Genomic DNA, 24,623 nt, shown 5'->3' with positions numbered 1-24,623 from the left:
GATCGAACTGAATCCTTACAGTCGGTTTTTTAGTAGCGGCATGCGCCTACTAAGAAGATCATCATTGTTCTTTTCTTGTCCTTTTCTTGTCGCCGTTCCGGCTTCCTTACGGGGTCGGTTTCCGGTGACTCGAACAGGAGCACAGTGATGACGAACGACGACACTGTTTCGACGTCTCTCCGGCGTGGTTGCGACGGCCACGAATGGCTGCCGTTGGACACGGCGCGCGACGCCTTCAGCTGGCTGGTCGCCGGCCCGGAGCCGATGGCGGTGCAGGGGGCTCGGTTCGCTGGGTTGCCGCGGCGGCGGGTGCCGTTGGATGAGTTGCGGGATCGGGTGATGAGCAAGCAATGCCCGCCCCGCACCCAAGACGACGTGTGGGCGCATCTGGTGCTGCGATCCCGCGCGCACGGGGGTGCCTGGACGGTGGTCTGCGTCGGGATGGCGCTGCCGTCGCTGGCCTCGAGTGCCCGGTGGCTGGCGGCGCGCTATCCGCGCGATCGTGCGGATGTCCACGCGGCCGTGCTCGCCGGATTCGTGCACGCGTTGGCGACCGTGGATCTGACGGATCCGGGCATCATCGCCCGGCTGCATTTCGCGGCGCGCCGGGCCGGGCAGGCGGCGTTGGAGGAGTCGCTCGATGCGCCATTGCCCGCGGGCACGGGGTATCGCTCGGCGGCGCCGCGGCCGCCGTATGGGCACCCGGACCTGGTGCTCGCGCGGGCGGTCGGTGCACAGATTCTCACCCATCGCGAGGCGGAGCTGATCTCGGCCACGCGTCTGGGCGGGGAGTCGATGACCGAATGGGCGCAGCGCCACGGCACGGCGCTCAAGACCGCGTTCAAGGCGCGCGATCGGGCCGAGGACCGACTCGTCGCGTGGCTGCGCGAGCAGGCGTCCGAGTCCGGTTTCGAGGACCCGGTCGCCGAGGCCGCCCTGTCGTCCCTGCACGCCCGCGCCGCCGACGCTCCGGTCGACGAGCGGCCAGGGAAGTCACGCGCGGTGAGTGGCCGTCTGCGCAACGGCCGCCCGGCCACGGCGAAGAAGTCTTCACGCTTGGTGTCGAAAAACGACCCGAAATCCGGCTTCTTGGGGTGCGGGGAGACCTCAGCCGGCTCTCCGCGTACCGCCGCGCAGGAGCCGACTTCGGAGGTGCGCCGATGCGCCTGACACCCCACCCCCACCACCCGCACGCCAGCGCACCACCACCGTCCCCCGCGCCAGAGTCGCCCGAGCCGAGGATGCCGAAACCGCGTCGCCCTGGGGTCGGCAATCGCATCTCACGGAACGGCCACAGGCGATCCAGTCATCCGAGCTTTCGTCGGCCGGTGGTGCGTCGCGCGGGTTCCGGGTGGGTCGTTGCGGCGGTCCTCGGCGCGGGTCTGCTCTGCGTCGTGACCGCGGAGTCGGCGCAGGCGTCCACGGTGGTTCTCGCGTTCGCGGCGACCGTCGATCAGGTCTTCACCAACATCAGGAATTGGTTGGTCGGGATCTTGGCGGGGTTGGCGACGGTGTTCCTGACCGTCGGGGGCGTGAGGTATCTGCTGGCGGGCGGTGACCCGGGCGAAGTGGAGAAGGCGAAGCAGTGTTTCAAGAGCGCCGGGTGGGGCTACGGGTTGGCCGCGTTGGCGCCGGTCGCCGTGGAGATCCTGCGCGGGATTGTCGGGGGCTGAGGCCATGTCCGCGACCCGACGTCCCCGCGTGCCCGCCCCCGATCGCGGTGAGCCCGGCCTCGGTGCGAGTCCTGCTGTGTGGGCGTGCCGGGAGCGGGTCCTGCTCGCACCGGCTGTCCCGGTGCGCACGGGCCGCGGGTCGCGGCGGCGGTGGGTGTGGCTGCTGGCGCTCGGCCTGATTGTGGTGCTCGGCGGTCTGCTGGCGATCCAGGCGTGGGCGGCGCCCAGCCCACCCGGCGCGCAGCGGGCCGCGCTCGCGCAGCCCGCACCGCCACAACCGCCGCCACTGCCCTTGCCGACCGTCGCGCCGCCGACCACGTGTGCCCCGGATTCGCCGGATCCGACGTGTCATTTCCCGACCGGTACGCCGCGCCCGTCGGTGCCGGCGACGCCGCTGCCGCCGATCACCGAACTGCCGCCGCCAGCGACGTGTGTCCCCGGTCAGATCGGCTGCACCCCTGGCGGCCCGGCCGCCGCCCCGAGCGCGCCGTGCACCGGCGAGAACTGCATCCCGCAACCCAGCACCACTCCGCCCACCACGATGCCGGGTCAGAACGGGCCGGGTGTCGACGGGGATGATCCGGACTGCGGGATCACCAACATCAGCGGCTGCATCAACAAGGCCATCACCGTCGTGTTCCGGGACCTGGCCAAGTCCGCGCTCGACCCCGTCCTCAAGCTGCTCGGCAATACCGCGTTCACTACTCCGCCCCTGGACGAACTGCCCGGGGTGGCGAATCTGTGGCACAACTCCTGGCTGATCGTGATGGCCTGCTACGGCGGGCTGATCATGATCGGCGGGATCATCGTGATGGCCCACGAGTCGGTGCAATCCCGCTACTCGATCAAGGAGATCGCGCCCCGGCTCGTCGTGTCGTTCTTCGCGTCGATGTTGTCGCTGTTCCTCATCGACAAAGCCATCAAACTCGCCAACGCCCTCTCCGCCGCGGTGCTCGGTGGAGGTGTCGATCCGCCCAAGCTCGGCGCCACGCTCGCCCAGTCGATCAACGGCATCTACTCCGCCATGACCTCGGGCGGGCTGTTCGTGATCCTGCTGCAGGTCCTCCTGCTGGTCGCGGTGATCGCGCTGCTGGCCGCTGGCGTCGGCGGCCTGCAACCCGCGGTCGGCGGCGGTCCACGCGAGCTGGTCTCGGCCGGTTTTGATGCCGAGGTCGGTGGCCACGGTGTAGAGCTCGGCGAGCTGGACGTGCGCCGCGTGGGCGACGTCGCTGGCGGGTGGATCGGCGCTCGTCGCGGCCGCGGCGGCGATCAGGCCGGGCAGCCGTGCGGCGACGTCGGTGTAACAACCGTGGGCGAATACCGACCAGACGGCCGCGACGGCCTGCCGTAGCTGCGCCACCTCTACCGGAACGCCGGCGGTCAAGGGCGGGGCAAGGAGTGCCTGCTCCAGTGCGGCAATCGGGTCGGCGCCTGCGGCGGCGGCCGGATGCGCGACGCCGAAGACCGCCTTGCCGGCGAGGGCACCCGCCCCCACGAGCAACGTGCGTCGACGCATCGGGTCGTGCTCCTCCCGCACCGATATCGGCTGACCGCCGCTCACCTTATGGGCTGCCGACGCCGCCAGCCGGGTGGACACCCCGGCAGAGTGGTCGATCGCTAGGCCGAACACCTCCACGGGCAGGAACAGCACGCGTGCCAGGGTGCGCAGCGTCTCGACGTAGCGGAGCGGGGAACTGCCGGTTTCCCAGCGGGAGATCTGGCTGCGTGAGTAGCCGCACCGGCGCGCGAGCTCAGCCTGGTTCCAGCCGGCGGCGATGCGCGCGATCCGCACGACTTCTCCGTGTGTGTGGTGCTGGCTCATCAGGGTGGCGACGACCCCGCGGTGCGCGGTCGATGGCATCGGGTCCTCCTGGGAAGGTCGAGCTCAGCGCTCTCACCGTAACCGATTTCCCACCGCGTCAACGGAATGTGAAGAACGTGCACACCACGCGCGGAGGCCACGCAGTCACCTGCCCGTCGGCACCGCTCAGCGGTTTTCTGGCAAGGACCTGCTGATCCGCACAGGAGGGCCTTCCACCGATGTATCAATCGACGTCCCCCAGCAGCCCCGCAACCGACGCCTATCTGCGCGCGGGCCGGATCATCTCCGAGAACGAGACCGCGCAGGACATGGTCACCCGCATCGTCACCGCGCTGGAAACCGTCGACGCGCGGTTCGATCCGGACGGTGCGGCGCGATTCGGCGAGCGGCTCGGCTGGGCGCTGGATACCGAACGTGTCGTGTTCTCCACTCCAATCATGACCAACGCCGGACGGTTTTCCGATCGACCGCTGGCTGCTTGCGCGGTCCCGCCGGTAGACCTGCGCGGCGATCTCGGTCGGGTGAAGACGATCGTGGACGGCTACCACCGGGCCGGGATGGGCACCGGGTTCCGCCTTGACGGGCTGGAGGATCCGGTCGGAGTGCTGCGCTACCTCAACGACGTCGCGGTCACCGGCGCGAACTCCGGCGCCGAGGACCGGCCGGTGGGGAACATGGCGATCCTGTCGCTGGAGCACCCGCGCGCTGCGGAGTTCATCGGCTGCAAGCTCGGCGCCGACGCCCGCGGGGAGGCTTGGAAGTTCAACATCTCCCTGGCGGTCACCGACGCGGCGATGCGGGCCGCGCTCGGCTCCCCCGGGCGGGAGCGCGATCTGCTGATCGCCGCGGCCGTGGCCGCGCACGCCTGCGCCGACCCGGGCCTGGTGTTCACCGACCGGCTCGACGAAGGCAACCCGACCCCGGAGGTCGGCGCGTACGTGTCGACCGCACCGTGCGCGGAAGTCGGGCTCACGGCAGGGGAAACCTGCCAGTTCGGCTACCTCAACCTCGGCCGCTTTCACACCGGCACCGGTGCGATGCCCATCGACGTCGACGCGCTCACCGACACGACCCGGACGCTGGTGCGTGCCCTGGACGACGCGGTCGAAGCCAGCCTCGCGTACTACCCGTCGCCGATGTCGGTGCGGGTCATGAGCGCCAAACGCAAGATCGGGGTGGGGGTGTGCGGCCTGGCGGATCTGCTGCTCGCCGCCGGGCTGCCCTACGACAGCGTCGAGGCCCGGCGGATGACGCAGGAAGTGCTGGCCCTGGTCAACTACGTCTCCAAGCTCGCCTCCGTCGAGCTGGCCCAGTCCCGCGGCGGTTGCCCGGCGGTGCTTGGCGGCCGCTCCCGCTACAGCGACCCGGCATTCCTGCGCCGCTTCGCCGAACTGGAGGTCGATAGCGTGACCCGCGGCGACTGGGCCGCGCTGGCCGACCGGATCGCCGCCACCGGGCAGCTGCGCAACTCCTCCACAAGCGCGATCCCGCCGACCGGGCGGTCCGCGCCGGTCGTGCACGCCTCGACCGGGATCGAGCCGCTGTTCCGGCTCTCCGACGACCAGCTCGGCCACCAGCGCGCCGGAGTCGTCGCGACGCTGACGCAGGTGGGTCGAACCGACGTGCTCGGGTTCGTCGACACGAACGGGTGTCTTCCGGCCGACCCGAGCCTGCCTGAGCGGCTGCGGGCTGTCCTGGCGACCGCGACACAGATCAGTCCGGCCGGGCACCTGGCGATGGCGGCCGCGGTGCAGGGCTGCGTCGATGAGGCTGTGTCCAAGACGGTGAACCTGCCGAATTCGGCGCAGTCGGCCGATGTGTACGACACCTACGCCACCGCGTTCGAGCTGGGCTGCAAGGGCATTACCGTGTACGTCGACGGATCCCGCGACGTCCAGCCGCATGCCCTCGCCAGCTGAGGAGAATTTCGTGTCCGACCAGGAGTACGTGTTCGACACCAAGCACGACCGCTATCCCCTAGCGGTGCACGTATTCCTTGTCCAGCACGGAAAAATCCTGTTGATGCGACGAGCGGGATCCGGATACGCCGATGGACTGCTGGGACTGCCCGCCGGTCACGTGGACCTGGGCGAGACACCGACCGCGTGCGCGGTTCGCGAAGTCGCCGAGGAACTCGGCATCACTCTCGCGCCGGCGGCGCTGCGGCCGGGCGGGACGATGTTCCGTCTTAGCCAGGAACCGCGCGTGGACATCTTCTTCACCGCACGTGCCTGGACGGGGACACCGGAGATCCGGGAACCGAACAAGTGCACCGAGCTGGCCTGGGCGGACCCCCACCAGTTGCCCGACGACACGCTCGAGTTCATCGGGCCTGCTTGGGAGGACGCGCAGAACGGACACGTCCTGCGCGAATTCGGATTCACCCCAAGCCCGGCGTAGCAGCGACGCACGGAGTACAACCGGGCCACGGACCGTAGACGCCGGCAGTGAGCACCGGCTCGGCGACGCCATCGGCGCGGGTGGCAACAGGTCAGCCCTGCTTGACGACGGCCACCAGCGCTGTCCACGCACATCGAGCGACAGTCAGCTGGCCGGCTTCCCGCTCCTTGGTGTCCCGCACGCCGACCTCCTCGCCGAGCCTCACCTCGACGCATTCGCTCTTGTCCGGGCTCCAGCTCGACTTGAACCACTCGCCCGGCTCGTGTCGCATCGTCATTCGCGCTCCAGCTCCCGCAGTTCCCGCTTCTGTTCCTGCAATACCTCCGCGATATGCGCGGCAGTCTCTTCCGGGCTTATCGCCTTCTCCCGAGCCCACTCGGCGTCACGCCGATGCTTGTCGATGTCTTCCTTGGCACGCAGCGTCAAACCGCTACCGTGCAGATCCAAACTCACGATCGGCCGGGCCTGGTCGGACTCGTACAACGTGAACGAGCCAACGAGGATCGGCGACCAGCCAGCGCGGTACGGGACAAGCCGGAGTTCGACGTTCGGCAGCTCCCCCATCTCGAGCAGGTACTGCAACTGCTCCGCCCAGACAGCGGGCCCACCGATCACATACCGGATAGCGGATTCTCCGAGCACAACATCAAGATGTGCCGGATTCCGACGCGTGATCAAGTCCCGGCGACCGATGCGGGTGATGACCCGCTCCTCGATCTCCTCCGACGGAACTCCGGCTTCGTGCATGAGCGTCCGGATGACGTCGGCAGTCTGCAGCACGCCCGGAACCATCAGGGGCATGACCTGCGTGACGTGTGTCGCGGTGCGCTCAGCGGTCAACATCTCGGCAAGTTCCGCACGCCGTTCAGGCAGCGTCACGGCGAACTTCCGCGACTGGCCCACCCCAGTCGCGAGTACGAGCAGCTCGTCGGCTTCGTCGCCGCCGAGCTCGAGCGCGTCGATGACCAGCGCGACCTCGTCGGGAGTCGGCGTGCGGTCGCCAGTCTCCCATCGCGAGACGGTACCGGCGCTCTTGCCGATGTCCGCACACAGTTTGCGCTGCGAAACGCCGCGCGCTTCCCGCGCTACACGGATCGCCTCCCCGAGAGCAGGCGGCGGTTGCCTGGAGGTGATGCCAGCCATGCATCACATCGTAGAGCAGGTGGCGCCTTCACTCGACATCACCCGATCGAATCCCCCGACCAGGCATTCCAGCGGTTGACAGTGGTGCGCATCGCTGGCATCGTTAGGCATCACATGATGTGGTGCACAGCGACCGTAGCGGGAGGGAAACGATGCCAGTACTCCGATGGCGCTCACGCCTCGTCGTTCCGGCCCGCACGCTTAGCGGTGAGACCACGCAGGTTGTGGTTGGCGTGCTGGAAACGAACGAAGGACCGAAACGCGCAGTCCTGGTCGGACACGGCACCGACGCCGCCATCCTGCCGCGGCAGGCGATGGCCGAACTGATCCACAGCACCACGGCGATCCTGCACGAGCGCCTCCCCGAGGACCGCATATGAGCATCTCCCGCAACGATCATCAGCCTCCATCGACGCCGTTCGACTATCGGCTGGACTTCGCGCGGCCGAGCCGAGCCCGCCTGACGAACCTGCTACTCGGCGGCAACGAGGCCTTCGAAGTCGACCGACGTGTGCTCGGGGAACTGAAAGCCATAGCAGCAGACATCGACCGGTTCGCACTCGACGAAGCCGGATTCGTCGAGCGGGCGTGGCGCTACCTGTCCGAGGTGATCGGTATTCGGCAGGTGATCCATTGTGGCGCGCCGCTATCACCGGGACGCCCGCCGCATCACGTTGCTTGGGAAAACACAGAGATTCTCGATCAAGGTCCGGTCATCTACGTCGAGCCGGACCCGGTGCTGGCGGCGAAGGGGCGCGTCTTCCTGGCCGACCACGAGACGATCTCCGTCGCCGACACCGACCCCACAGATCTTGACGCAATGCTGGGGAATCTCGAAGTCTCCCAGCGCCTCGACTTCAGAGAACGAGTGCTGGTTATCGCACCAGGCCTGCTGCATCAGGTTTCGGTCGAACGAGCCGCCGACCTTGTGACAGGCTTCGGCGAACAACTCGCTCCCGGGAGCGTGATCGCGGCTACGCACGCCCTGGATCCGGAAACCGAGGACGGCACGGCGCTCGCTCAAAGGATGCAGGACGTCTTCGAGCATGGCGCGATGCCCACGTACTTCCGAACGAAGGCCGACATAGCCGCGCTGTTCTCCGGATACGACCTGTTCGCACCTGGAGTTGTCAGGTGCAGCCGGTGGTGGCCGAGCGGCCCGCAGCTACGGCCACGCACCCCGTGCGAACAACTGAACGCCGGCGTCGTCGCGAAGGTCGTACGGGCCCCTTGAGCAGCCCGGCCGGTGCGCGGCGCCCCGACAACGCACTGGCCGGGTGTCCATCCTCATCGAACTACCGCGTCACAAAGGGAGATCTGCCATGCCTGTGCCCCGACCAGCAACTACGCAGTCATGCCGCGCTCGCTGCGCCGGGGCCCTCTGCTTTGTGCCACCGAAGGAGAGTTTCGTGCGCATGCCCCTCGATGATGTCACCCCGGACACGCTGTGCCCGGCAGTGCTCGGCGGCCGAATCCGCCACCACGCTCGGTTCGTCGGCGACACCGCGGTCCGGGTGACCGACGCGTATCAGGGCATCGTAACCGCCGTATTGATAGCGCGGTGCGACCCGAGCGTTCACCTGGTGCCGCCGAAGACCGACGAAGACTCAACCGGACTCCTGTCATGTCCCCGTTGCGAGGAAACCCGTTCGCAGCCCGCCGTGACCAGACCACCTCCTGCCTTGCTTGAACGCATCCTTGCGGACTCGAACCGCTAAAAACCCAACCCGAGAAAGGTGATTCCCTCATGAGCGAGTCCGTTGAATCACGCTGGAGCTGGTCAAAGTCCAATGTGGACTATGACACCGTCCGGGTCGCTTTGCACGCCGTCCAGGCGCAGGCAGTCGAATCCGCCGCGGTCCAGGAGCGCTATCAGGTCGGCGAGTGCACCGTGGACATCGACGTCAAACTCGGTCAGCCGTTGCTGACGATCGAAGGCCCGTCCGAAGCCTCGGTACGTGACGGTGCCCGTCGGCTGGCCTACAACGACGCCGACGGCATCGTCCGCGAGGTGCCGGTGAGCTCGCCTCAGCGCGCAGCGCCGGCGAACGTGACCTCGAGCAAGGCCGGTGCGTCGTGAGCGTTCCTCCGATTCTCTGCGTCATATCGTTCGGCTACTTGTGGAGCGATCCGCCGGTCGCGAACGCCGTCCTCGACCTCCGGTGGATGCCCGACCCGTTCACCTGCGCCGAGTTCCGTGATTTGTCCGGCCGGGACACGCCAGTGCAGCGCTGGCTGTTATCCAACGATCAGGTAGAGCGTTGGGTCGATGCCACGATGGACACGCTTTGCCCCCAACTCGGGCACGCGGAGCGTAGGTGCTCTCGTGCGACGACGTGGGCCTTCGGCTGCCTCGGCGGTGTGTACCGATCGTCGCCATCGCCGAACATATCGCCGCGACGATCCGCCGGACGCCGGGGATACGCGTCACCGTCGAGCACCTGGACATCTACCGCCGGGGCAGCACTCATCCGCCTTCGGCGAGGCGGTGATCCGGTCATGGCGCAAGCAACGGTGGCTGTCACCGACATCGGCGACGGCCACGAGCATCAGGTCGCAGACTCGGACTTCCAGGTAACTCGACGATGCCCATTCCTGCCCGTGCTCTGCGGATAGCGAGTCCTTCCTCAAGCCTCCCCGTTTCCGAGCGGTCCGCCGTGCCAACCTTGTAAGTCCATCCTGGCCGCATCGCCGACATCAGCAGAGTAGACGAGGCCTTGCGACGTCGACGAATTGTGCGCACGGTACGGCGTCCCTCGCCAACAGCACCGAGCCTGGCACCGGCGCCTCGGTCCGCTGAGCCGCGTCCTGCACCAGCTATCTCACCAACTTCGCAAGACAACATCGAACCGGACAACGACGCGCGTGTCCGTTCGCCGCCATGGAGGTGAATCATGACGAGCAAGCTCATGAGGAGTCCGGGCAATGCTCCTGGACCACGGGTCGCCACCTACGCTCTGATCGGGCGTGATCAAGAACTGCTTATCCACGACGACGGGGACAACGGTTGCTCGCTGCCAGGCACTGCCGTCCAAGATGGCGATCCAGTCGAAGCGGCGCTGCATCGAGCGCTTGCCGAAAAGCTCCACGCCGTGCCGATCGCGGTGGACTTCTGCACCGTTGTCGAACACGACATCACGCCTGAAGGATACGGGCCAGCGTCAGAAATTGCCTTCCTGTTCGACGTCACACTCGACGAGCAACACGCTGGGCAAAGCTCTTGGCCGGGTCATTTCCATTGGGACAACGAAAACTTCCTTGTCCGGCTACAGCCATTGGCCGTCCGAAAGCTGTGGCGTCAAGGCCTTCTCTCCATCGCAACCCCTTGGCACGCTTGGGCTCCCAGGGCCTGACCTCCTTCGCCACGACAATGCCAAGGCGAGAGTCGCTGATCAGCACGCCGTCTTCCACACGGCAGCAAAAGCAGGTTTTCTTAGCCAGAAACGATAGTAGGCGATGATAGCGATGGGTGCGGTCATCTACGTCGACACCAACGCGATCCACCCCGTAGTGGACGGCCGGTGGCATCACACCCGGCTGGCCCGCGTACCCGAGCCCGGCGAAACCGTCACGATGCTGTGCGGCGTCTCCGCCGCCGCGGAGTTCGCCCAGTCGCAACTGCGTGACAGCCACGGTGCCCCGCAGACCTGCTGGGACTGCGACCTCATCTACCGCCGCGAACACGACCTGGACGTGTGGCCCGGTCACCCCGCACTCTCCCCACAACCCGTGCCACATCCACGCGGCGCACGGACCACCGCACCGAAGCGGCATCGCCAAGAAAAGTCAGGAGTCTCGCGGGTAACGAACGAGCGACGCCCGCCGCACTCGCGCTGGGACTCGGCCTGCGCTACGCACGCGAACAACGCCGGATCGGTCTCAGGGCGATGGCCGCGGCACTGGGGATCGCCCCTGCCACCGTCTCACTGATGGAATCGGCCACCCGCACCCCTACCATCGAATACACGACCCGGGTCCTCGGATTTCTCGCGATCCAAGGCGGCGAGTACCGGCGGCTGCTGGAACTGGCGCGGCATGCCAAAGACCCGAACTGGTCCGAACCTGGTCCCCACGAGTATCCCGCGCTGCTGGTGGAATACGAACGAAGCGCGGCCACGATCCTCGCCTGGGCGCCGAAGGTTGTGCCCGACATGGTGCAGATCCCCGACTACGCCCGTACAGTGCTGGACTCGGGGATCCTCACCGGCGACGAAGTCGACCAGGGACTCATGATGCGCTTGGTCCGCCGCGACGTCGCGCTCACTCGAGCTACCCCCGCCGCCATCACCATCCTGCTGGCCGACGAAGTCCTCGCACACCACGTTGGCAGTGCCGGAGTGCTATACGAACAGCTTCGATACCTGCTCACCCTGATCCAGAACCATCAAGTCAAAGTACGAATAGTGCCCGCCGACCCGAAGGGCAGGCCGGGCCTGCTCAGCCCGTTCTCCCTGTTCCGCTTTCCCCAACGTGACCCGGTGGTCGGTGTCTGCCAAGACCACCTCTACGCCTTCCTCACCGAACCGGCCGACGTGACCCGGTGCGAAAACGCCGCGAACCGCCTGACACTCCGCGCCTTGAACGAACGGTCATCTCGCGCGCGCCTTACCCGCGCTCTCGCCGAACTGGACGCTAGTTTCACTCGGGCGGACATTACCGTTGCACAGCCGTAACACGCACCATGGAGAACATGCCCTCCGACCGAGCCGACCACCTCCCCATCTCCCAAACCCCCCGGAGCCATAGCCGAGTTCTACAGCAACATCACCCAGCTCCTGAACTCTTTCAGCACACTGCGCCGCGAACGCGGCCCCGAACAAGCGACCCTCGACCTGATCGCCGTCATCAAACCCGAAGACCGCAACTGGGCACACGTACACCTCGCCGTCGCCATCGCCGCACTCGACGAAGCCACCACACCATCCCACAGCTAGGCCAACTCGAACTCGCGATTACCTCACCGCCACGGACACGACCTCCGCAATGATGCTCACCGACGTGATCCAGCACCTGCCGACGGTGATTCTCAGGGGCGGCAGCGGGATCGCGCAGAATCTTGACGTCGTGAGCCGACGCACGCGACCTCCGGTCAGGACGTGGCAATGAGACAGCGGCTGCACGGACGCCGGTCAGCGTGGACCCACCCGTCGTGGGCGGCTTCCAGCGGTAGCGCTCGGACACGGTTCCGGCGTCGATATGGTGACCGCAAAGACGTGGAAAGAACCGGACGTGCCGTGTGCCGTCCGGTTCGCGCTTTTCCGGCCCTGACCAGGCTCCCCACGCGGGCGCTGTGAGGACGCTGAGACGTTCTCCCCGGTTTCCGCGCCCGCCGGTTGAACCCCGCACGAGCCCGGGTCGTGTTCACGGATGCGGCACGATCGCAGGCCCTCGCCCGATGGCGGGTGGCCGCGGACCGGCGTGCCCGCGTTCGCTTTCCGGTGGGAGGTTGTGCAATGGGTGAACGGTGGTGTGCCGGTATTTCCCGGCTCGTCGGGGTGCTGCGCGAAGCCGGGGAATACCGGCTCGTGGTGACCCAGCCGGTAGCGGCGGGCACCTGTCTCTTCACCATCGGCGGTGAGGTGACCGGCACGCCCACCCGCTACACCGTGCAGGTCGGCGCGGGCGAGCACATCGACGTACCACCGGACTGCGGGAACGACGAGGTGCAGGACCTGTTCTCGTGGCGGTTCATGAACCACAGCTGCGAGCCCACGGTGGAGATCCGCGGCCGGAAGGTGTTCAGCGTCCGCGCGATCGGGCCGTGGCAGGAGATCACCTTCAACTACAACACCACCGAATACGAGATGGTGGAGCCGTTCGCCTGCCGGTGCGGCGCGGCGAGCTGCCAGGAGCAGATCCGCGGCTTCCGGTTCCTGCCCGCCGCCGAGCGCGAGCGGCTGCGGCCGTGGCTGGCCGGCCATCTGCTGTCCATACTCGACAGTGAGCTGGATGACCGTCATGTCGTTGGACATTGAGCCGCTGCGTGGTGCGGTCGAGGACGAGGCGGGCCGGCCGGCTTCGCTGTACGAATACTTCGAACGCGCCGCGAGCCGCTGGCCCGACGCGGTCGCCGTGGACATCCCGCCCTCGGCGGACCGCGCGGACCGCTGCCTGCTCACCTACGCCGAAGCCCGGCACAAGGCCGGAGCCGCCGCGCGGATCCTGCGCCGCGCCGTCCCGCACAGCTGCGTCGTCGCGGTCCTGCTGCCCCGGACGTCCGAACACCTGTACCTGACCCAGCTGGCCGTGCTCAAGGCCGGATCGGCGTATTTCTGCGTCGATCCCGCCTTTCCGGACGACCAGCTTTCGCACGTGCTCGCCGATTCCGAGGCCGCGATCCTGGTCACCGACGCCGCCGGGGCGGAACGGGCCGAGCGCATCGGGTATCGCGGCGCGGTGCTGCGGGTCGATCGGAAACTCGACACCACGGGCTGGCCGGTCGCCGCGCCACCCGCACCGGAAGATCTCGCCTGCGGCAGCGCGAGCGCGGTGTTCAGCGCCAGCGGCGCATCGAGGTTGACGGCGTAGCCGGCCATGGCGCGAGAGTGGTCGTCCTCGATCGCGGTCAGCCACGACCGGTTCGGTTTCCCCGAGGGCAGCCGGACCTACCGGTCAAGCTGGGTGCGGTCGGCATGCCAGATGTCGTTGAGGCGTACGGCTTCGCGACGGTGGATCAGGTCGAACACCTTCCCGTAGCGTTTGACGCCCTCCTGGCCGAAGGCGCGCAGACTCTGGTCGATCGCGTACATCGTGCCGCAAGGTGGCATCGGCCGACCCCGCTCCGGCGCGAGCCCTGGGACTGTGCGGTGGATCGTCGCGGCGCTCGGCGGTGGCTGCCGCAGCGCCAAGCCCTCGATCAGCAACACATGCAGATCGGGCACCGCCGCCAGCGCGACGCTGGCCCTGGCACAACGAGATCTACAGCCAGCGGCAGACGTTCGAGGAGCAGCCTCGCTGGCCGACGAGCACGGGCGACTCCCGCTTCGACTCGCTACCGGACCAGACCCGACAAGCGCGCCGCGAGATGCTCGACGCCGAGGAGCGGTTGCGATTGGTGGTCGCCTACGGCCGGGAGTTCATCAAGCCGCAGCCGTAACACTCAAGGACCTCACCAGGGCGACCGGCATGTCGATCTCCGGCACCCGCATTGCTCACACCGTCGGGGAGGTCGCCACCGTCGCACGGCGCATCGGCCAGCAACCCCGCTTCCGCACCGGGGGACACCAGAAAGTAAACCGTGACCGAGGACGAGATCATCGCCGCGGCTCATCCCCGCCAAATGCGCCTGCACCCCGCCAAGCCCGTCCTCGCGATCACCTGGGAGGACGGCACGACTGACCTGTGCTCGTCGCTGGCGCCCCGGACCCGATGGCCCCGTACGACCTCCTGCCGGATCGCACGCTCGATCAGCTGTAGCCGGGGCTGATCGGAGAACTGCGGGTGGCGGCCGCCCCACTCGCGACTGTGACAGATCTTGCGTTCGAGGACGACAAGTTGCGCCACGAGCGCGCTTGAACGACAAGCTGAATAGCTCGAATAACCGTATGTCCCAAAGATAAACCGACGCGACAGGAGAGAGTATGGTGCCTCGGACTCTTGAGAAGATCACGAAGCCAGCGCAGCTGCAGGCGTCGTCGGCAACGTTGCCGTTGCGCGGCCGTGAAGAGCAAGTGCGCCGCATCGAGCAACTGATGCGCGCGACGACCGAGCACCACCAGGGGCACCTGGTGGTGCTCGAATCTGGCGCCGGCACCGGTAAGACCAGACTACTGCTCGAAGCGATGTCGTTGGCAGAGCAGAACAGCTTCGCAATGCTCGACGGCGCGCCGAAGTCGTTCACCATGGTCAGTCCTCGCCACAGCCGCCACGACAACGACCACATCAACTGGCTTGAGGGGCATCTCCGGCGCGGCCCGACGCTTGTAGCGCTGGACGACGTGCAGTGGACCGACCCGGCAGTGCTGCGCGCCATCAGCACGTTGATATCGAGGCTGGACAACGCACCGGTGCTCTGGCTGTTCACGCTGTGCACCGAGCATGCCAAGTCAGCCAATGGCCTGGCACTGCGCAACCTGGCGCGAACCTGCCGAAGCGAATGGCTCGGGCCGCTCGATCCATTGTCGCGCAACGCTGTCATCGACATCGTCAGCGACCTGCTCGGCGCGGTTCCGGATGACGATCTGATCGCGATCTGCGAGAGCGTCGGCGGCACCCCGCAGGCAATCGTCGACCTGGTGCTCAGCCTGCGAGAGCAGAGCTGCGTCACCTTCACCGACCGCGTCGCGCGGCTCGTCTCGGGGCCGCTGACCTCGGGCATCCCCTCCGCCGTTGTCGAGCCCGGCGCGCAACTACCGCAGCCATTGCTGAAGGTGGTGCGTGGGCGGCTGCGTGAGCTCTCGCCACGAGCACAGGACGTGCTGCAGGTCGCCGCGGTGCTCGGCAGCGGCTTCGCACCACGCGACCTCGCCGAGATGCTGAGCGAGCGCCCCGCCCAACTGCTCGGACCGCTCCGTGAGGCCTTGGACGCGGGACTGCTGAGCATCGGCCGTGGCAACGGGGAGTTCATCTTCCACCGCGAACCGGTGTGGCAAGCGGTGCTCGACACCGTGCCCGAACCGCTGCGGTCGATGTTGCACCGGCAAGCCGCCGCGATGCTGCTCGAACGTGCCGAGGATCGAACCGAGGCCGTCGCGGTCCACCTGGTGCACTGCGCCAAAACCAACGACGCGCACGCCATCGCCACGATACGTGAGGCAGCCCGGCGGCTGCTGCCCGCCTCACCACGGGCGGCGGCGGCACTGGCTGCCCGTGGTATGGAGATCACGGAGCCGAACGGGCCGGACCAGATCGCGCTGGCGATCACGGCAACCGCGGCGCTGGTCCGCCTCGGCGAGCTGACCCGGGCCATTGAACTCGCACGAAGACAGCTGCCCACCGACGACGAACACGGCGACATGGCGGCAACCCGCCCACTGCGCACCTGGCTGGCCACCGCGCTGATGTTGCGCGGCGACACCTCCACATGGGACATGTCGCACGAGTCCTTCGCCACGATCTCCGCCGACGGCGCCGACCTGCCGCCTGAACTGTTGTTGTTGAACGCGTTGTCGCACAACAACCGAACCGCGGTGATCGAACTCGCCGACCAGGTGCTGTCGACCGTCGGCGCGCACAGCGACGACGTCCGGGCCGCGGCGTTGAACGTGCGGGCGATGGCGAACTGGTGCGACGGCAGGATCGACGACGCGCTCGCGTCCGTGGATGAGGCGGTGCAGCTGCGCGGGCAGCTCACCGAGACATGGCAGGGCGATCCACTGTGGACGAAGGCGTGGCTGCTGACCCGGATCCGCAGGCTCGATGACGCACTCGCGGCGGCCGGCGCGGCCCGCCGCACCATCGACGCCGAATGCGCCGACGTGCTGATCCCGGTCCCACTCGCACTGCGCGCGACGATCCTACTGGCCAAGGGCGACATCGCCGGGGCCGAGGCGGACGCGGCGGCCGGCCTGGCCGCCGCGGAGCAGGCGGAGATGCCGCTCTACGAGCCTCAACTGCGCGCGGTGCTCGTGATCGCCGCGCTGCGGCGTGGTGATCTCGCCGCAGCCGCTGACGGACAGCGTCAGCTGGCCAAGTCCTTACCCGCCGAACGCTCCCGCCCATGGTCCTCGGTGCACAGACTGCTCGCCGCGATGGTGGCCTCGACCAAGAGCGGACCGCACGCGGCGATCGACGAGATCCGAGAGGTTCTGGCCGAGGCGTCCCTGCGTAGGCAGTTCGTGCTCGAGGACCCGTCGGTCACTGCGTGGACGGTACGCACCGCGCTCCCGGCAGATGAGCAAGCCGTCGCCGAGCTCATCGTGGCGACTGCCGAGGAGATCGCCGCGGGCAACCATGGTCACAGCGCGGTGGTCGCGGCCGCACGGCACGGCCGGGCGCTGCTGGACGGTGATGTGCGGGCGCTCGCCGGGCTCGAAGACCTGTACGGCGACCCGTGGGCGGCCGCATCGGTCATCGAGGACATCGGCTCGCTGCACCGTGAGACCGACCGCGAGCAGGCGGTCGCAGACCTCAATCGCGCGATGGCGATCTACGAAAAGCTGGGCGCCGAATGGGATTCGGCGCGGGTGCGACGCAAGCTCCGGCAGCTCGGTGTGCGCCGGCGGCACTGGAACCATCAGGTCCGGTCCGAGGCCGGCTGGGGCAGCCTCACAGGCACCGAGGAGAAGGTCGCCCGACTGGTCGCCCGGGGCCTGACCAACCGCCAGGTTGCGAGCGAGCTGTTCATCTCGCCCCACACCGTGGGCTTTCACCTGCGCCAGATCTACGGCAAGCTCTCCATCCGGTCCAGGGTGGACCTGGCGCGTATCGCGCCGTGACCGTGCAGCTAGTCAGTACCGGCGTAAGACGACGCTGGACGGGCCATGGAAAACCATGTCGTACGGGTACTCCACGCCCTCCACGATGAACTCGCCGAGGGCCGCAAGCAGCAACCTGAGTCCGATCTCGATCTCCGCCCGGGCCAGCGTCGCGCCGAGGCAGTAGTGGATCCCCAACCCGAAGCTCAGGCCTCGGCCGCCCGACCGGTCCAGCTGGAGCTCGGTGGGCGCGGCAAACCGCGCGGGGTCGCGGTTTGCCGCGCCGAGCATGGCCACCACCTTGCTGCCGCGGGGGATCTCCATGCCGGCCACGCTGGCGTCCGCGTAGGCCCACCGGCTCACCGCCTGCACTGGCGAGTCGAACCGCACCAGCTCCTCGACAACCAGCGGGCTCACCCCGGAAGACCGCAGCACGGCCAGTTCCGGCCGCCTCGACGACAAGGTAAGCACCGCTTTGCTGAGCACGTTTGTCGTCGTCTCGTGGCCGGCTGTCACCAGGTGCACGCAGGTGGCCGCGATCTCATCGGACGACAGCGGCTCGCCCCGCAAACGCGCTGCGACCATCAGCGACAGCAGGTCGTCACCCGGCGACGTGCGCCGTTCGCCTGCCAGGGCGAGGAAGTAGTCCCGCAGTTCGCGTGCGGCCTGCCCGGCAATCTCCTGGGCGTGGGGATTGCGGGCGGCACGGCTGCTGCTGGCCTCCTGAAGGCCGATGGCCTGACGGCGCAGCCAGTCCGACCGTTCGCGCGGGACGCCGAGCAGTTCGGAGATCACCAGGACCGGGAAAGGCGCGGAGAACGTCTCCACGAGGTCGAATGCCCGAGGCAGTCCGTGCAGCAGTTCCTCGGCGATCTCGGTGATCCGGTCGCGCAGATTCGTCACCACGGTAGGCGAGAACTCCCGGTTGACCACGGACCGCAGTTCGGTATGCCGGGGTGGGTCCAGGAAGACCAACCAGTTCTCTACCATCGTACGCAGCATCAAGTGCCCGGTCGGAACCGGGCCGTTCACCGCCGACCGTCGGCCGAAGACCTGGCTGGACAACACAGCCGACACGGCGTCGTGGCCGAAGACGTAGTAGGCGCCGTCGGCGAGGTGCACCGGCGACTCCGCGAGGTAGCGCTCGTACACCGGGTACGGATCACGGACATCGGCATCGGCCCAGCCCTGCAAGCTGAACGGCGGCAGTCTCGTCGCGGTCATCGCGCACCCCCGCGCACTTGGTCGGCGATCTCTCCGACCGCCGCGGGCGCCGGCAGCTCATGACCACGCCAGGCAACGTGCCCGTCCGGACGGACCAGCACGAACGGCCGCTCGTAGACCGCCGCGACCTCCGCGTTGCCGAGCGCAACGATGCTGAACGGAATTCCGCGCGAGCCGAAGGCCGCCGCGAACGCGTCCACCCGTTCGGACTCCGCGAAGCACAGCAGCACGAAGCCATCGCCGAATAGGTCCAGTGTGGACATCCCCGGCCTGACCCACGCGTGCGGGGCGCGGGAGCCCGGCCGGGTGTTGGGCCGCCGGTCCTCGGTATTCTCCGCGGTGGGGTCGGGCACGATCAGCGGCGAGCCCGCGTAGGTGAATCCGAGGTGGATCTCGGGCGCGTCGAACTCGCGGGCCACGCCGCCACGCCGCAGTCCCTCGCCGATCTTGCGGCGGAGGAACTCACCCTGTGGGGTGTCGTCGTTGAGCTCGTCCGGGACCTGGCGCCGCATCGCGCGTTCCAGGTTGCGGTTGGCCTCCTCCAGCCCTTCCAGCGCAACCGGCGTGCGCTCACTGGTGTAGCTGTCGAGCAGGCCGGGTCCGGCCCAGCCGGCCAGCTCCGCCGCCAGCTTCCAGCCGAGGTCAGCCGCGCCGCAGATCCCGGTGTTCATGCCGAAGCCGCCGGACGGGGATAGCGTGTGAGCGGAGTCACCGACCAGGAACACTCGGCCGTCCCGGAAGTTGTCGGCGACACGGTGCACCAGGTGCCATTCGTTGTCGGACAACACCTCCACCGGCGTGTCGAACGCGATGGCCTTACGCACCAGGGTCTCCGCGTCCTGCAGCGACTCGGGGTCGCCCTGCAGGCCGACGGTGAGCCGGTACAGGCCCATCCCGTCCAGCGCGCGCACTGGGAACCGCAGCGCGGAGGAGATCATCAGGTAGTAGAAGTTCGCGTTACGCTCGCCGAGGCGTCCCCGCAGTTCCGGCGCGTGGAACAGGATGTTGCGGAATACCTGGGTCGCGTGCCGGGCCGGCGCGCCGATCCCACAACGCTTGCGGATCTCCGACCCTGTACCGTCGCAGGCGATCAGGTACCGGGCGTGCAGCTGCGTCACCGTGTCGCTCCCCAGGTCGGTGAGCGTCGAGGTGATCCCATCGGTGTCCTGGCTGAACTCGTCCAGCTGCGTGCGCATCCGCACCGGCCCGTCGGGGTGCACGCCGAGTTCGGACCGCAGCAGCGGGCCAAGCCAGTGCTGCGGGCAGATCGCGTCCGGCTCCGGGGTGTGCCGGAACTCCGGCCGGGTGTCCATGGTGTGCCGATCGAGGCGGAACAGTTCGTGGCCGCCAATGCGGGTGGTCCAGACGCAGTCCAGCGGGTAATCCCCCGGCCAGCCGGAGTGCCGGATGCGATCGGCGACGCCCCAGCGCCGGAAGAACTCCATCGAGCGCGGGCCGATGCTGCTGACCTTGGGGTGGCTGACCGTGCCGTCGCCAGCCTCGACGAGCACGAAGCCGACGCCGCGGGAGCGCAGCTCCAAAGCCATCGCCATGCCAGTCGGGCCGCCACCGACGACGAGCACGTCTGTGGTGAGCGGGGAGCTCATCTGTCTTCCCTTCGTAGAACGGCGTCAGGCTGCGCCGCCGGGAATCCGGCGGTAGCCGCGGGACTCGACTGGATAAGTGACCGGCGCGGACGCGTGGATCTCCTGGGCGGCGGCGAGCCCGGACTCGATCGCGCCCTCGACCCACGCGGGATGCGACGAGCAGTGCTCGCCAGCGAAGAAGAGCGTGCCCTGCGGCCGGGCCGCGAGTTCCCGTTCCTCCTCCGCGGTCACGATGTCCTTGCTCCAACGCACCGATGCCGCGCCCATGCTGGCGGAGTCCTCACCCCACGCCTGGGTCACGACGTCCAGCACCATGCCAGGCTCGGTCAGCTCCGGGTGGATGGCGCTCAGCTCGTCCAGCACCACCCTGGTCCGCTTCTCCTTCGGTACCTTGGCCAGCGCGTCCACGTCCGGCCCGATGGTGTAACTGGCCAGCAGCGCCGCGCCGAGCCGCGGATCGCTCTCCACCGGCGGGTAGTAGGTCTGGCGCACCAGCCCACCAGTGAACGAGCCGCCCCCGCTGATGCCGTCGCGCTCCCAGAACGCCTCTCGGCAGTGCGCCGCGATCTTCGTTGCCGGCCAGTACTGCATGTCGTGCACGGCCGCCAGCTTGTCGTCGTCGAACCCGGTGAGCCGGATCTTCCGCAGCACCGAGAACGGCACGGTGCACAGCACGTAGTCGCAGTGGCTGGCCGTGGTGGCGAGCCCGCGCCGCGTCTCGACCACCACGCCGTCGCCGCGCACGTGCAAGCCGACCACCTTGCGCCCGTGGTACACAGGCGCGCGCAGGCGTTCGGCCAGCCGGCGGGCGATCTGGTCCATCCCGCCTTCGAGCCGGAACAGGGCCGACGAGGTCTCGGTGGTGATGTCGTGGAAGAAGTGCTGCAGCCGACTGCGCGCGGCGAAACCCGCGTTGTTGGCAAAAAAGCGGTTGAGGTCGATGCGTTCGGACGCGCCGTCGACCACGAAGGGCCGCACGTCGATGCCGTCGAGCAACTCCAGCAGTTCCAGGTTGAGGTCAGCATGCAGGCTCTGCCGGAAGGTGCCCGGCGCGACCGCGTTGACGCTCGCCGTCAGCCAGGCCGCACACAGAATGGACTCGTCGCGATAGGGCCGGCCGGCTGGCAGACCCCGGCGGAACTCCTCGACAAGCACCGGCGACGCGTCCCGCACCCGCCGGTACCCGGCTGGCGTCTCCAGGAAGTTGGCGTCGTCGGAGAACAACGTGCGGAACTGCCGCACCCGGTCACTCAACCCCAACAGGTCGATCCACTGCATGGTTCGGTGGTGAGACGCGGGAATCCGCATCGCGCCGAGTTCGACCAGCGGGCCGCGGGCGCGTCCGGCGAAGCCGTGGGTCCGCACCCTGCCTCCGACCCACAACCGTGATTCCAGCACCCGCACGCTGTGCCCGAGCCGTTCCAGCTCATGGGCGGCGACTAGGCCGGCGACCCCCGCGCCAATGATGGTGACCCGTTTCGGATTTCGCAGCGAGCGCCAGCGTTGCACGTCGGCGGGGAGAAGGCTGGTGTGCACCGGATTCCCTTCAGTAGAACGGGGTCGAACGGTGGGCCGGTTCGGCGTGAATCAATCCTGGACAACCGCCGACCGGTCACACATCCCCAGCCACCGCTGGCGATAGAGTGTTTGTGGTGCCCGCACCCCACGCGATTGGGGCCGAACCGACAGCTGACACCGCGCGAGGCAATAGAATCCGTCGCTCGCATGTGTTCGCCGGACCGTCCACAGGCGACTCTGGTGGCCTCGATCTGACCAAGAGAGCAAGGGGCCGCGATGTCAATGCGCACAGTCGGAACACCGCGTCACACCACGGTGCGCACCCACGACGGCCTGCGACTGGCCGCGACCCTGGTGGCACCCGAGTCGGCTCCCTGCCATGCGGTGCTGATGCTGCACGGCGAAGGGGCGACCCGCGAGCAGAACGGCTTCTACCCGCGGTTGGCCGCCGAGCTAGCCGAGCGCGGCGCGGCGAGCCTGCGCTTCGACCTCCCGGGACACGGGGAAAGCGAAGGCAACCACGAAGAACTCAGCCTCTCGTCGCTGCTGAACACGATCAGCTCCGGATTGACGCACCTGCGCGAGAACTTCCCCGGCATGCTGGGGACCTTGATCGCCACTGGGCTGACCGGCGGGGTCGCGGCCGGCTACGCCGCGCGCAAGGGCCCTGAGGTGGATCGGCTGGTGCTGTTCAATCCCCTGATCGACTACAAGGAGCACTTCGTCGACGCGCAGCCCGCGTGGACCGGCGATTTCCTCGACGAGCTGGCAGGGCGGGCCTTGTTGGCAGACGGGCGGATGCGGCTGTCGCCGACGTTCGCGGTGGGCCGAGCAATGCTCAACGAGGTGTTCTGGCTGCAGCCACGCGGTGTGCTCGACGTGATCGCCGCGCCGACGCTGATCGTACACGGCGCCGGCCCGACGGATGTGCCGCTGGAGTCGTCCCGCGCCGCGGCCGACGTGCTCACCTGCCCACACCGGCTGGTGGAGATCAGCGGTCCGCAGGGCGGGTACTGGCAGGCGCCAGTGATCAGGGCGGCGACCGACTGGATCATCGACCGCAGCTAACCGGACACCACAAACGGCGGGGGCGCCCCGCTGTTTGTGCGTTCAACCAACGGGCCAGGCCGCATACTGCCGCATCCCGTAGAGCAGCGGGTGCTCCCCCGGCCGGTGCGTGACGTGCCCGACCTCGCTGAAAACCACGACATGGGTGCCAATCTGCTGCCAGCGACTGATCCGGCAGTCGGCCATCGCGTGCGCGTCCCGCACCAGGTGTGGACCGCCCAGCGCGGGCGGGTCCTCCCAGTCGACGCGGTCGAAGCGGTCCGGGTCGCCAGAGGCGAACAGCTCGGCGACCGGACGTGCGCCGTGGTGCAACAAGTTCACGGTGAACTTGCCCCGCCGCAACATCGCGGCCAGCGTCGGGCTGCCGTCCCGAACGCAGACCAGCAGCGTCGGCGGCGTCTCCGACACGCTGCACACCGACGAGCACGTCATGCCCCACGGCGTGCCGTCCGGGTCGAACGTGGTGATCACCGCGACGCCGGTCGGGAAACTCGCCATCAGCGAACGGAATCCGGTCGGGGTGACGCCGCAGGAAATGGTCATGGAGTCGCACCTTCCCGTTCCGGGAGTGCTTTCCGCCGTGCCGTGCAGCGATCGACGAGATCGAGCAGCGGCCCGGTCAGCGCCGTGGTGACCAGCGCCATCGCCAGCAGCGCCACCAACAGCCCCGGCGTAAGCAGGCCGGCGGCGTAACCGACCTGCAGCACTACGATCTCGGTCAGCCCCCTGGTGTTGAGCAGCACGCCGATCCGCACCGAGGTCAACCGGTCCTCGCCACCCCACCGGGCGCCGAGGTATCCGCCTAGCACCTTGCCGAGAATGCCCAACGCGATGGCCAGCACGACCGCGAGCCACGGCAGCGCAGCCACACCGCCGGTGAATACCACCGTGCCAGCGACCACGAAATACACCGGGACGAACGCCCGGCCGACGCGGCCGATCAACGTGACGACCGCCGGCCAGCCCTCGGTCTTGGGGATCATCATGCCGACCAGGCACGCGCCGAAGACCGCGGTCAGCCCCGCCAGGCGCACCTCTGCCCCCGCCGTCACCGCGAGGGCACCGAGCACCACCGCGACCAGGCGGGGATTGCTCGCGCTGAGCCGGGTCACCCCAGGGGTGGCCAAGCCCCGGTGCGCCGCGAAGGCGACCACGCCGCCGATCGCGAGAACCACAAATGCTTGGAGGACACCGCCGAGGCCGCCGCTCTGCAGGCCCAATGCGACCGCGAGCAGCAACCAGGACAGCGTGTCGATCAGCACGGACGCCATCATCGACAGCTCGGCGGAGCGGCCGAGGGCCACCCTGCGCTCCTCGACGATGCGCGCCAGCACCGGGACCGCCGTCACGCTCATCGTGACCGCGAGCAACAGCACCAGCGCGGGCGTGGCCGCCTGGCCCCGCAGCTGCGGCGGTGCCAGCCACAGCACCCAGCTTGCGAACGCCAACCCGGCCACCAGCGGGATCACGAACGACGCGATGGAGATCCGCCGCACCCCCTTGCCGCGCAGTCCGCCCGGCCCGTGGTCGAACCGATGGACGATGCCGACCAGGAAGAGCACCATGCCCGCCTCGCCGATCTCTTTGAGCACCGCGAGGAGGTCCTGGGGCAGCGCCGCGGCAAACACCGCCGGGCCCGCGGTGGCCAGCAACGCCGGGCCAAGCAGCAGGCTCACGATGATTTCGCCGATCACCGATGGCAACCGTGCCAACCGGGCCAGCATCCGTCCGACCGCTGCGGCCACGCACAGCGCACCCAGCAGGATGAGCAGGTGCACGCCGTTCTGCAGAACCATATTCACCCTTCCTGTTC

At 68.3% G+C, this 24,623-nt stretch carries 25 protein-coding genes and 1 pseudogene; 17 read left to right on the top strand and 9 right to left on the bottom strand.

Annotated elements, in window-relative coordinates:
* Positions 1-147: 147 nt before the first annotated feature.
* From ACFW0G_RS00365 to ACFW0G_RS00355, 3 genes are all read left to right on the top strand, one after another.
* Positions 148-1,170, top strand: a complete 1,023-nt coding sequence (locus ACFW0G_RS00365; protein WP_378322410.1) for a hypothetical protein — start codon at positions 148-150, stop codon at positions 1,168-1,170.
* Between the two features lie 158 nt (positions 1,171-1,328).
* Positions 1,329-1,673, top strand: a complete 345-nt coding sequence (locus ACFW0G_RS00360; RefSeq protein ID WP_378322409.1) for a pilin — start codon at positions 1,329-1,331, stop codon at positions 1,671-1,673.
* Between the two features lie 4 nt (positions 1,674-1,677).
* On the top strand, positions 1,678-3,024 hold the full coding sequence (locus ACFW0G_RS00355; RefSeq protein ID WP_378322755.1) for a hypothetical protein: 1,347 nt from the start codon (positions 1,678-1,680) through the stop codon (positions 3,022-3,024).
* A 291-nt stretch (positions 3,025-3,315) separates the two neighbouring features.
* Here ACFW0G_RS00355 and ACFW0G_RS00350 read toward each other — a convergent pair.
* Positions 3,316-3,495, bottom strand: a pseudogene (locus ACFW0G_RS00350) (helix-turn-helix domain-containing protein); the annotation flags it as partial.
* Between the two features lie 218 nt (positions 3,496-3,713).
* Here ACFW0G_RS00350 and ACFW0G_RS00345 point away from each other — a divergent pair.
* Both ACFW0G_RS00345 and ACFW0G_RS00340 read left to right on the top strand, forming a co-directional pair.
* Positions 3,714-5,414, top strand: coding sequence for a hypothetical protein (locus tag ACFW0G_RS00345; RefSeq protein ID WP_378322407.1), 1,701 nt, complete (start codon positions 3,714-3,716; stop codon positions 5,412-5,414).
* Positions 5,415-5,424: 10 nt separating this feature from the next.
* Complete coding sequence (locus ACFW0G_RS00340; protein WP_378322406.1) at positions 5,425-5,895, top strand: NUDIX domain-containing protein; 471 nt, start codon at positions 5,425-5,427, stop codon at positions 5,893-5,895.
* 91 nt (positions 5,896-5,986) lie between these two features.
* Here the strand turns inward: ACFW0G_RS00340 and ACFW0G_RS00335 are convergent, their stop codons facing one another.
* Together ACFW0G_RS00335 and ACFW0G_RS00330 are read right to left on the bottom strand one after the other, a co-directional pair.
* A complete protein-coding gene (locus ACFW0G_RS00335; RefSeq protein WP_378322405.1) occupies positions 5,987-6,172 on the bottom strand; it encodes a DUF397 domain-containing protein in 186 nt (61 codons plus the stop codon).
* Positions 6,169-7,038 (bottom strand): helix-turn-helix domain-containing protein, encoded by an 870-nt coding sequence (locus ACFW0G_RS00330; protein ID WP_378322403.1) that lies wholly within the window; start codon positions 7,036-7,038, stop codon positions 6,169-6,171. The genes ACFW0G_RS00335 and ACFW0G_RS00330 overlap by 4 nt, the downstream gene beginning before the upstream one ends.
* Positions 7,039-7,271: 233 nt before the next feature.
* Here ACFW0G_RS00330 and ACFW0G_RS00325 point away from each other — a divergent pair, with 233 nt between their 5' ends.
* The 10 genes from ACFW0G_RS00325 to ACFW0G_RS00280 all read left to right on the top strand — a co-directional run bounded on the left by ACFW0G_RS00325 (position 7,272) and on the right by ACFW0G_RS00280 (position 13,566).
* Positions 7,272-7,418 carry a hypothetical protein gene (locus ACFW0G_RS00325; RefSeq protein WP_378322402.1) on the top strand — a complete coding sequence of 49 codons (147 nt, stop codon included), beginning with the start codon at positions 7,272-7,274 and terminating at the stop codon, positions 7,416-7,418.
* Positions 7,415-8,272 (top strand): SAM-dependent methyltransferase, encoded by an 858-nt coding sequence (locus tag ACFW0G_RS00320; RefSeq protein ID WP_378322401.1) that lies wholly within the window; start codon positions 7,415-7,417, stop codon positions 8,270-8,272. The genes ACFW0G_RS00325 and ACFW0G_RS00320 overlap by 4 nt, the downstream gene beginning before the upstream one ends.
* A gap of 175 nt (positions 8,273-8,447) precedes the next feature.
* On the top strand, positions 8,448-8,756 hold the full coding sequence (locus ACFW0G_RS00315) for a hypothetical protein (RefSeq protein ID WP_378322400.1): 309 nt from the start codon (positions 8,448-8,450) through the stop codon (positions 8,754-8,756).
* A gap of 29 nt (positions 8,757-8,785) precedes the next feature.
* Positions 8,786-9,118 (top strand): hypothetical protein, encoded by a 333-nt coding sequence (locus ACFW0G_RS00310; protein WP_378322399.1) that lies wholly within the window; start codon positions 8,786-8,788, stop codon positions 9,116-9,118.
* The gene (locus ACFW0G_RS00305; protein WP_378322398.1) at positions 9,115-9,654 is read left to right on the top strand and encodes a hypothetical protein; all 540 of its coding nucleotides are present in this window, start codon (positions 9,115-9,117) and stop codon (positions 9,652-9,654) included. Before ACFW0G_RS00310 ends, ACFW0G_RS00305 begins: the two co-directional genes overlap by 4 nt.
* 278 nt (positions 9,655-9,932) lie before the next feature.
* Positions 9,933-10,391, top strand: coding sequence for an NUDIX domain-containing protein (locus ACFW0G_RS00300; protein WP_378322397.1), 459 nt, complete (start codon positions 9,933-9,935; stop codon positions 10,389-10,391).
* 103 nt (positions 10,392-10,494) lie between these two features.
* Positions 10,495-10,968, top strand: coding sequence for a zinc finger protein (locus ACFW0G_RS00295; RefSeq protein WP_378322396.1), 474 nt, complete (start codon positions 10,495-10,497; stop codon positions 10,966-10,968).
* Positions 10,926-11,711 carry a DUF5753 domain-containing protein gene (locus ACFW0G_RS00290; RefSeq protein WP_378322395.1) on the top strand — a complete coding sequence of 262 codons (786 nt, stop codon included), beginning with the start codon at positions 10,926-10,928 and terminating at the stop codon, positions 11,709-11,711. Before ACFW0G_RS00295 ends, ACFW0G_RS00290 begins: the two co-directional genes overlap by 43 nt.
* Before the next feature lie 780 nt (positions 11,712-12,491).
* A complete protein-coding gene (locus ACFW0G_RS00285) occupies positions 12,492-13,013 on the top strand; it encodes an SET domain-containing protein-lysine N-methyltransferase (RefSeq protein ID WP_378322393.1) in 522 nt (173 codons plus the stop codon).
* Positions 12,997-13,566, top strand: coding sequence for an AMP-binding protein (locus tag ACFW0G_RS00280; protein WP_378322392.1), 570 nt, complete (start codon positions 12,997-12,999; stop codon positions 13,564-13,566). Before ACFW0G_RS00285 ends, ACFW0G_RS00280 begins: the two co-directional genes overlap by 17 nt.
* Before the next feature lie 77 nt (positions 13,567-13,643).
* Here the strand turns inward: ACFW0G_RS00280 and ACFW0G_RS00275 are convergent, their stop codons facing one another.
* Positions 13,644-13,919, bottom strand: a complete 276-nt coding sequence (locus ACFW0G_RS00275; RefSeq protein WP_378322391.1) for a hypothetical protein — start codon at positions 13,917-13,919, stop codon at positions 13,644-13,646.
* A 699-nt stretch (positions 13,920-14,618) separates the two neighbouring features.
* Between ACFW0G_RS00275 and ACFW0G_RS00270 the strand changes: the two genes are divergently transcribed.
* A complete protein-coding gene (locus ACFW0G_RS00270) occupies positions 14,619-17,414 on the top strand; it encodes a LuxR C-terminal-related transcriptional regulator (protein WP_378322390.1) in 2,796 nt (931 codons plus the stop codon).
* A 12-nt stretch (positions 17,415-17,426) separates the two neighbouring features.
* Here ACFW0G_RS00270 and ACFW0G_RS00265 read toward each other — a convergent pair whose 3' ends face one another.
* Genes ACFW0G_RS00265 through ACFW0G_RS00255 form a run of 3 tightly spaced genes read right to left on the bottom strand, consistent with a single transcriptional unit; the run spans position 17,427 to position 21,760 of the window.
* Positions 17,427-18,617 carry a cytochrome P450 gene (locus tag ACFW0G_RS00265; RefSeq protein ID WP_378322389.1) on the bottom strand — a complete coding sequence of 397 codons (1,191 nt, stop codon included), beginning with the start codon at positions 18,615-18,617 and terminating at the stop codon, positions 17,427-17,429.
* On the bottom strand, positions 18,614-20,224 hold the full coding sequence (locus ACFW0G_RS00260; RefSeq protein ID WP_378322387.1) for an FAD-dependent monooxygenase: 1,611 nt from the start codon (positions 20,222-20,224) through the stop codon (positions 18,614-18,616). The genes ACFW0G_RS00265 and ACFW0G_RS00260 overlap by 4 nt, the downstream gene beginning before the upstream one ends.
* 24 nt (positions 20,225-20,248) lie before the next feature.
* Positions 20,249-21,760: a flavin monoamine oxidase family protein gene (locus tag ACFW0G_RS00255; RefSeq protein ID WP_378322386.1), complete on the bottom strand. Its 1,512-nt coding sequence runs from the start codon at positions 21,758-21,760 to the stop codon at positions 20,249-20,251.
* A 297-nt stretch (positions 21,761-22,057) separates the two neighbouring features.
* Between ACFW0G_RS00255 and ACFW0G_RS00250 the strand changes: the two genes are divergently transcribed.
* The gene (locus ACFW0G_RS00250; protein ID WP_378322385.1) at positions 22,058-22,810 is read left to right on the top strand and encodes an alpha/beta hydrolase; all 753 of its coding nucleotides are present in this window, start codon (positions 22,058-22,060) and stop codon (positions 22,808-22,810) included.
* A gap of 42 nt (positions 22,811-22,852) precedes the next feature.
* On the opposite strand, the gene ACFW0G_RS00245 is transcribed toward ACFW0G_RS00250, so the two are convergent.
* Together ACFW0G_RS00245 and ACFW0G_RS00240 are read right to left on the bottom strand one after the other, a co-directional pair.
* A complete protein-coding gene (locus ACFW0G_RS00245; protein ID WP_378322383.1) occupies positions 22,853-23,353 on the bottom strand; it encodes a flavin reductase family protein in 501 nt (166 codons plus the stop codon).
* Positions 23,350-24,606 carry a cation:proton antiporter gene (locus ACFW0G_RS00240; RefSeq protein WP_378322381.1) on the bottom strand — a complete coding sequence of 419 codons (1,257 nt, stop codon included), beginning with the start codon at positions 24,604-24,606 and terminating at the stop codon, positions 23,350-23,352. Before ACFW0G_RS00240 ends, ACFW0G_RS00245 begins: the two co-directional genes overlap by 4 nt.
* Positions 24,607-24,623 lie beyond the last annotated feature (17 nt).

The sequence above is a fragment of the Amycolatopsis sp. NPDC058986 genome (assembly GCF_042741125.1).
Taxonomy (GTDB): domain Bacteria; phylum Actinomycetota; class Actinomycetes; order Mycobacteriales; family Pseudonocardiaceae; genus Amycolatopsis.
This window is presented reverse-complemented; position numbering and strand designations above follow the sequence as displayed.

Excerpts from the sequence above, each read along its gene's own strand:
- ACFW0G_RS00365 (WP_378322410.1), top strand. The coding sequence starts at position 148 with ATGACGAACGACGACACTGTTTCGACGTCTCTCCGGCGTGGTTGCGAC.
- ACFW0G_RS00355 (WP_378322755.1), top strand. The coding sequence starts at position 1,678 with ATGTCCGCGACCCGACGTCCCCGCGTGCCCGCCCCCGATCGCGGTGAG.
- ACFW0G_RS00345 (WP_378322407.1), top strand. The coding sequence starts at position 3,714 with ATGTATCAATCGACGTCCCCCAGCAGCCCCGCAACCGACGCCTATCTG.
- ACFW0G_RS00335 (WP_378322405.1), bottom strand. The coding sequence starts at position 6,172 with ATGACGATGCGACACGAGCCGGGCGAGTGGTTCAAGTCGAGCTGGAGC.
- ACFW0G_RS00330 (WP_378322403.1), bottom strand. The coding sequence starts at position 7,038 with ATGGCTGGCATCACCTCCAGGCAACCGCCGCCTGCTCTCGGGGAGGCG.
- ACFW0G_RS00320 (WP_378322401.1), top strand. The coding sequence starts at position 7,415 with ATGAGCATCTCCCGCAACGATCATCAGCCTCCATCGACGCCGTTCGAC.
- ACFW0G_RS00310 (WP_378322399.1), top strand. The coding sequence starts at position 8,786 with ATGAGCGAGTCCGTTGAATCACGCTGGAGCTGGTCAAAGTCCAATGTG.
- ACFW0G_RS00300 (WP_378322397.1), top strand. The coding sequence starts at position 9,933 with ATGACGAGCAAGCTCATGAGGAGTCCGGGCAATGCTCCTGGACCACGG.
- ACFW0G_RS00295 (WP_378322396.1), top strand. The coding sequence starts at position 10,495 with ATGATAGCGATGGGTGCGGTCATCTACGTCGACACCAACGCGATCCAC.
- ACFW0G_RS00290 (WP_378322395.1), top strand. The coding sequence starts at position 10,926 with ATGGCCGCGGCACTGGGGATCGCCCCTGCCACCGTCTCACTGATGGAA.
- ACFW0G_RS00285 (WP_378322393.1), top strand. The coding sequence starts at position 12,492 with ATGGGTGAACGGTGGTGTGCCGGTATTTCCCGGCTCGTCGGGGTGCTG.
- ACFW0G_RS00280 (WP_378322392.1), top strand. The coding sequence starts at position 12,997 with ATGTCGTTGGACATTGAGCCGCTGCGTGGTGCGGTCGAGGACGAGGCG.
- ACFW0G_RS00270 (WP_378322390.1), top strand. The coding sequence starts at position 14,619 with ATGGTGCCTCGGACTCTTGAGAAGATCACGAAGCCAGCGCAGCTGCAG.
- ACFW0G_RS00265 (WP_378322389.1), bottom strand. The coding sequence starts at position 18,617 with ATGACCGCGACGAGACTGCCGCCGTTCAGCTTGCAGGGCTGGGCCGAT.
- ACFW0G_RS00260 (WP_378322387.1), bottom strand. The coding sequence starts at position 20,224 with ATGAGCTCCCCGCTCACCACAGACGTGCTCGTCGTCGGTGGCGGCCCG.
- ACFW0G_RS00245 (WP_378322383.1), bottom strand. The coding sequence starts at position 23,353 with ATGACCATTTCCTGCGGCGTCACCCCGACCGGATTCCGTTCGCTGATG.
- ACFW0G_RS00240 (WP_378322381.1), bottom strand. The coding sequence starts at position 24,606 with ATGGTTCTGCAGAACGGCGTGCACCTGCTCATCCTGCTGGGTGCGCTG.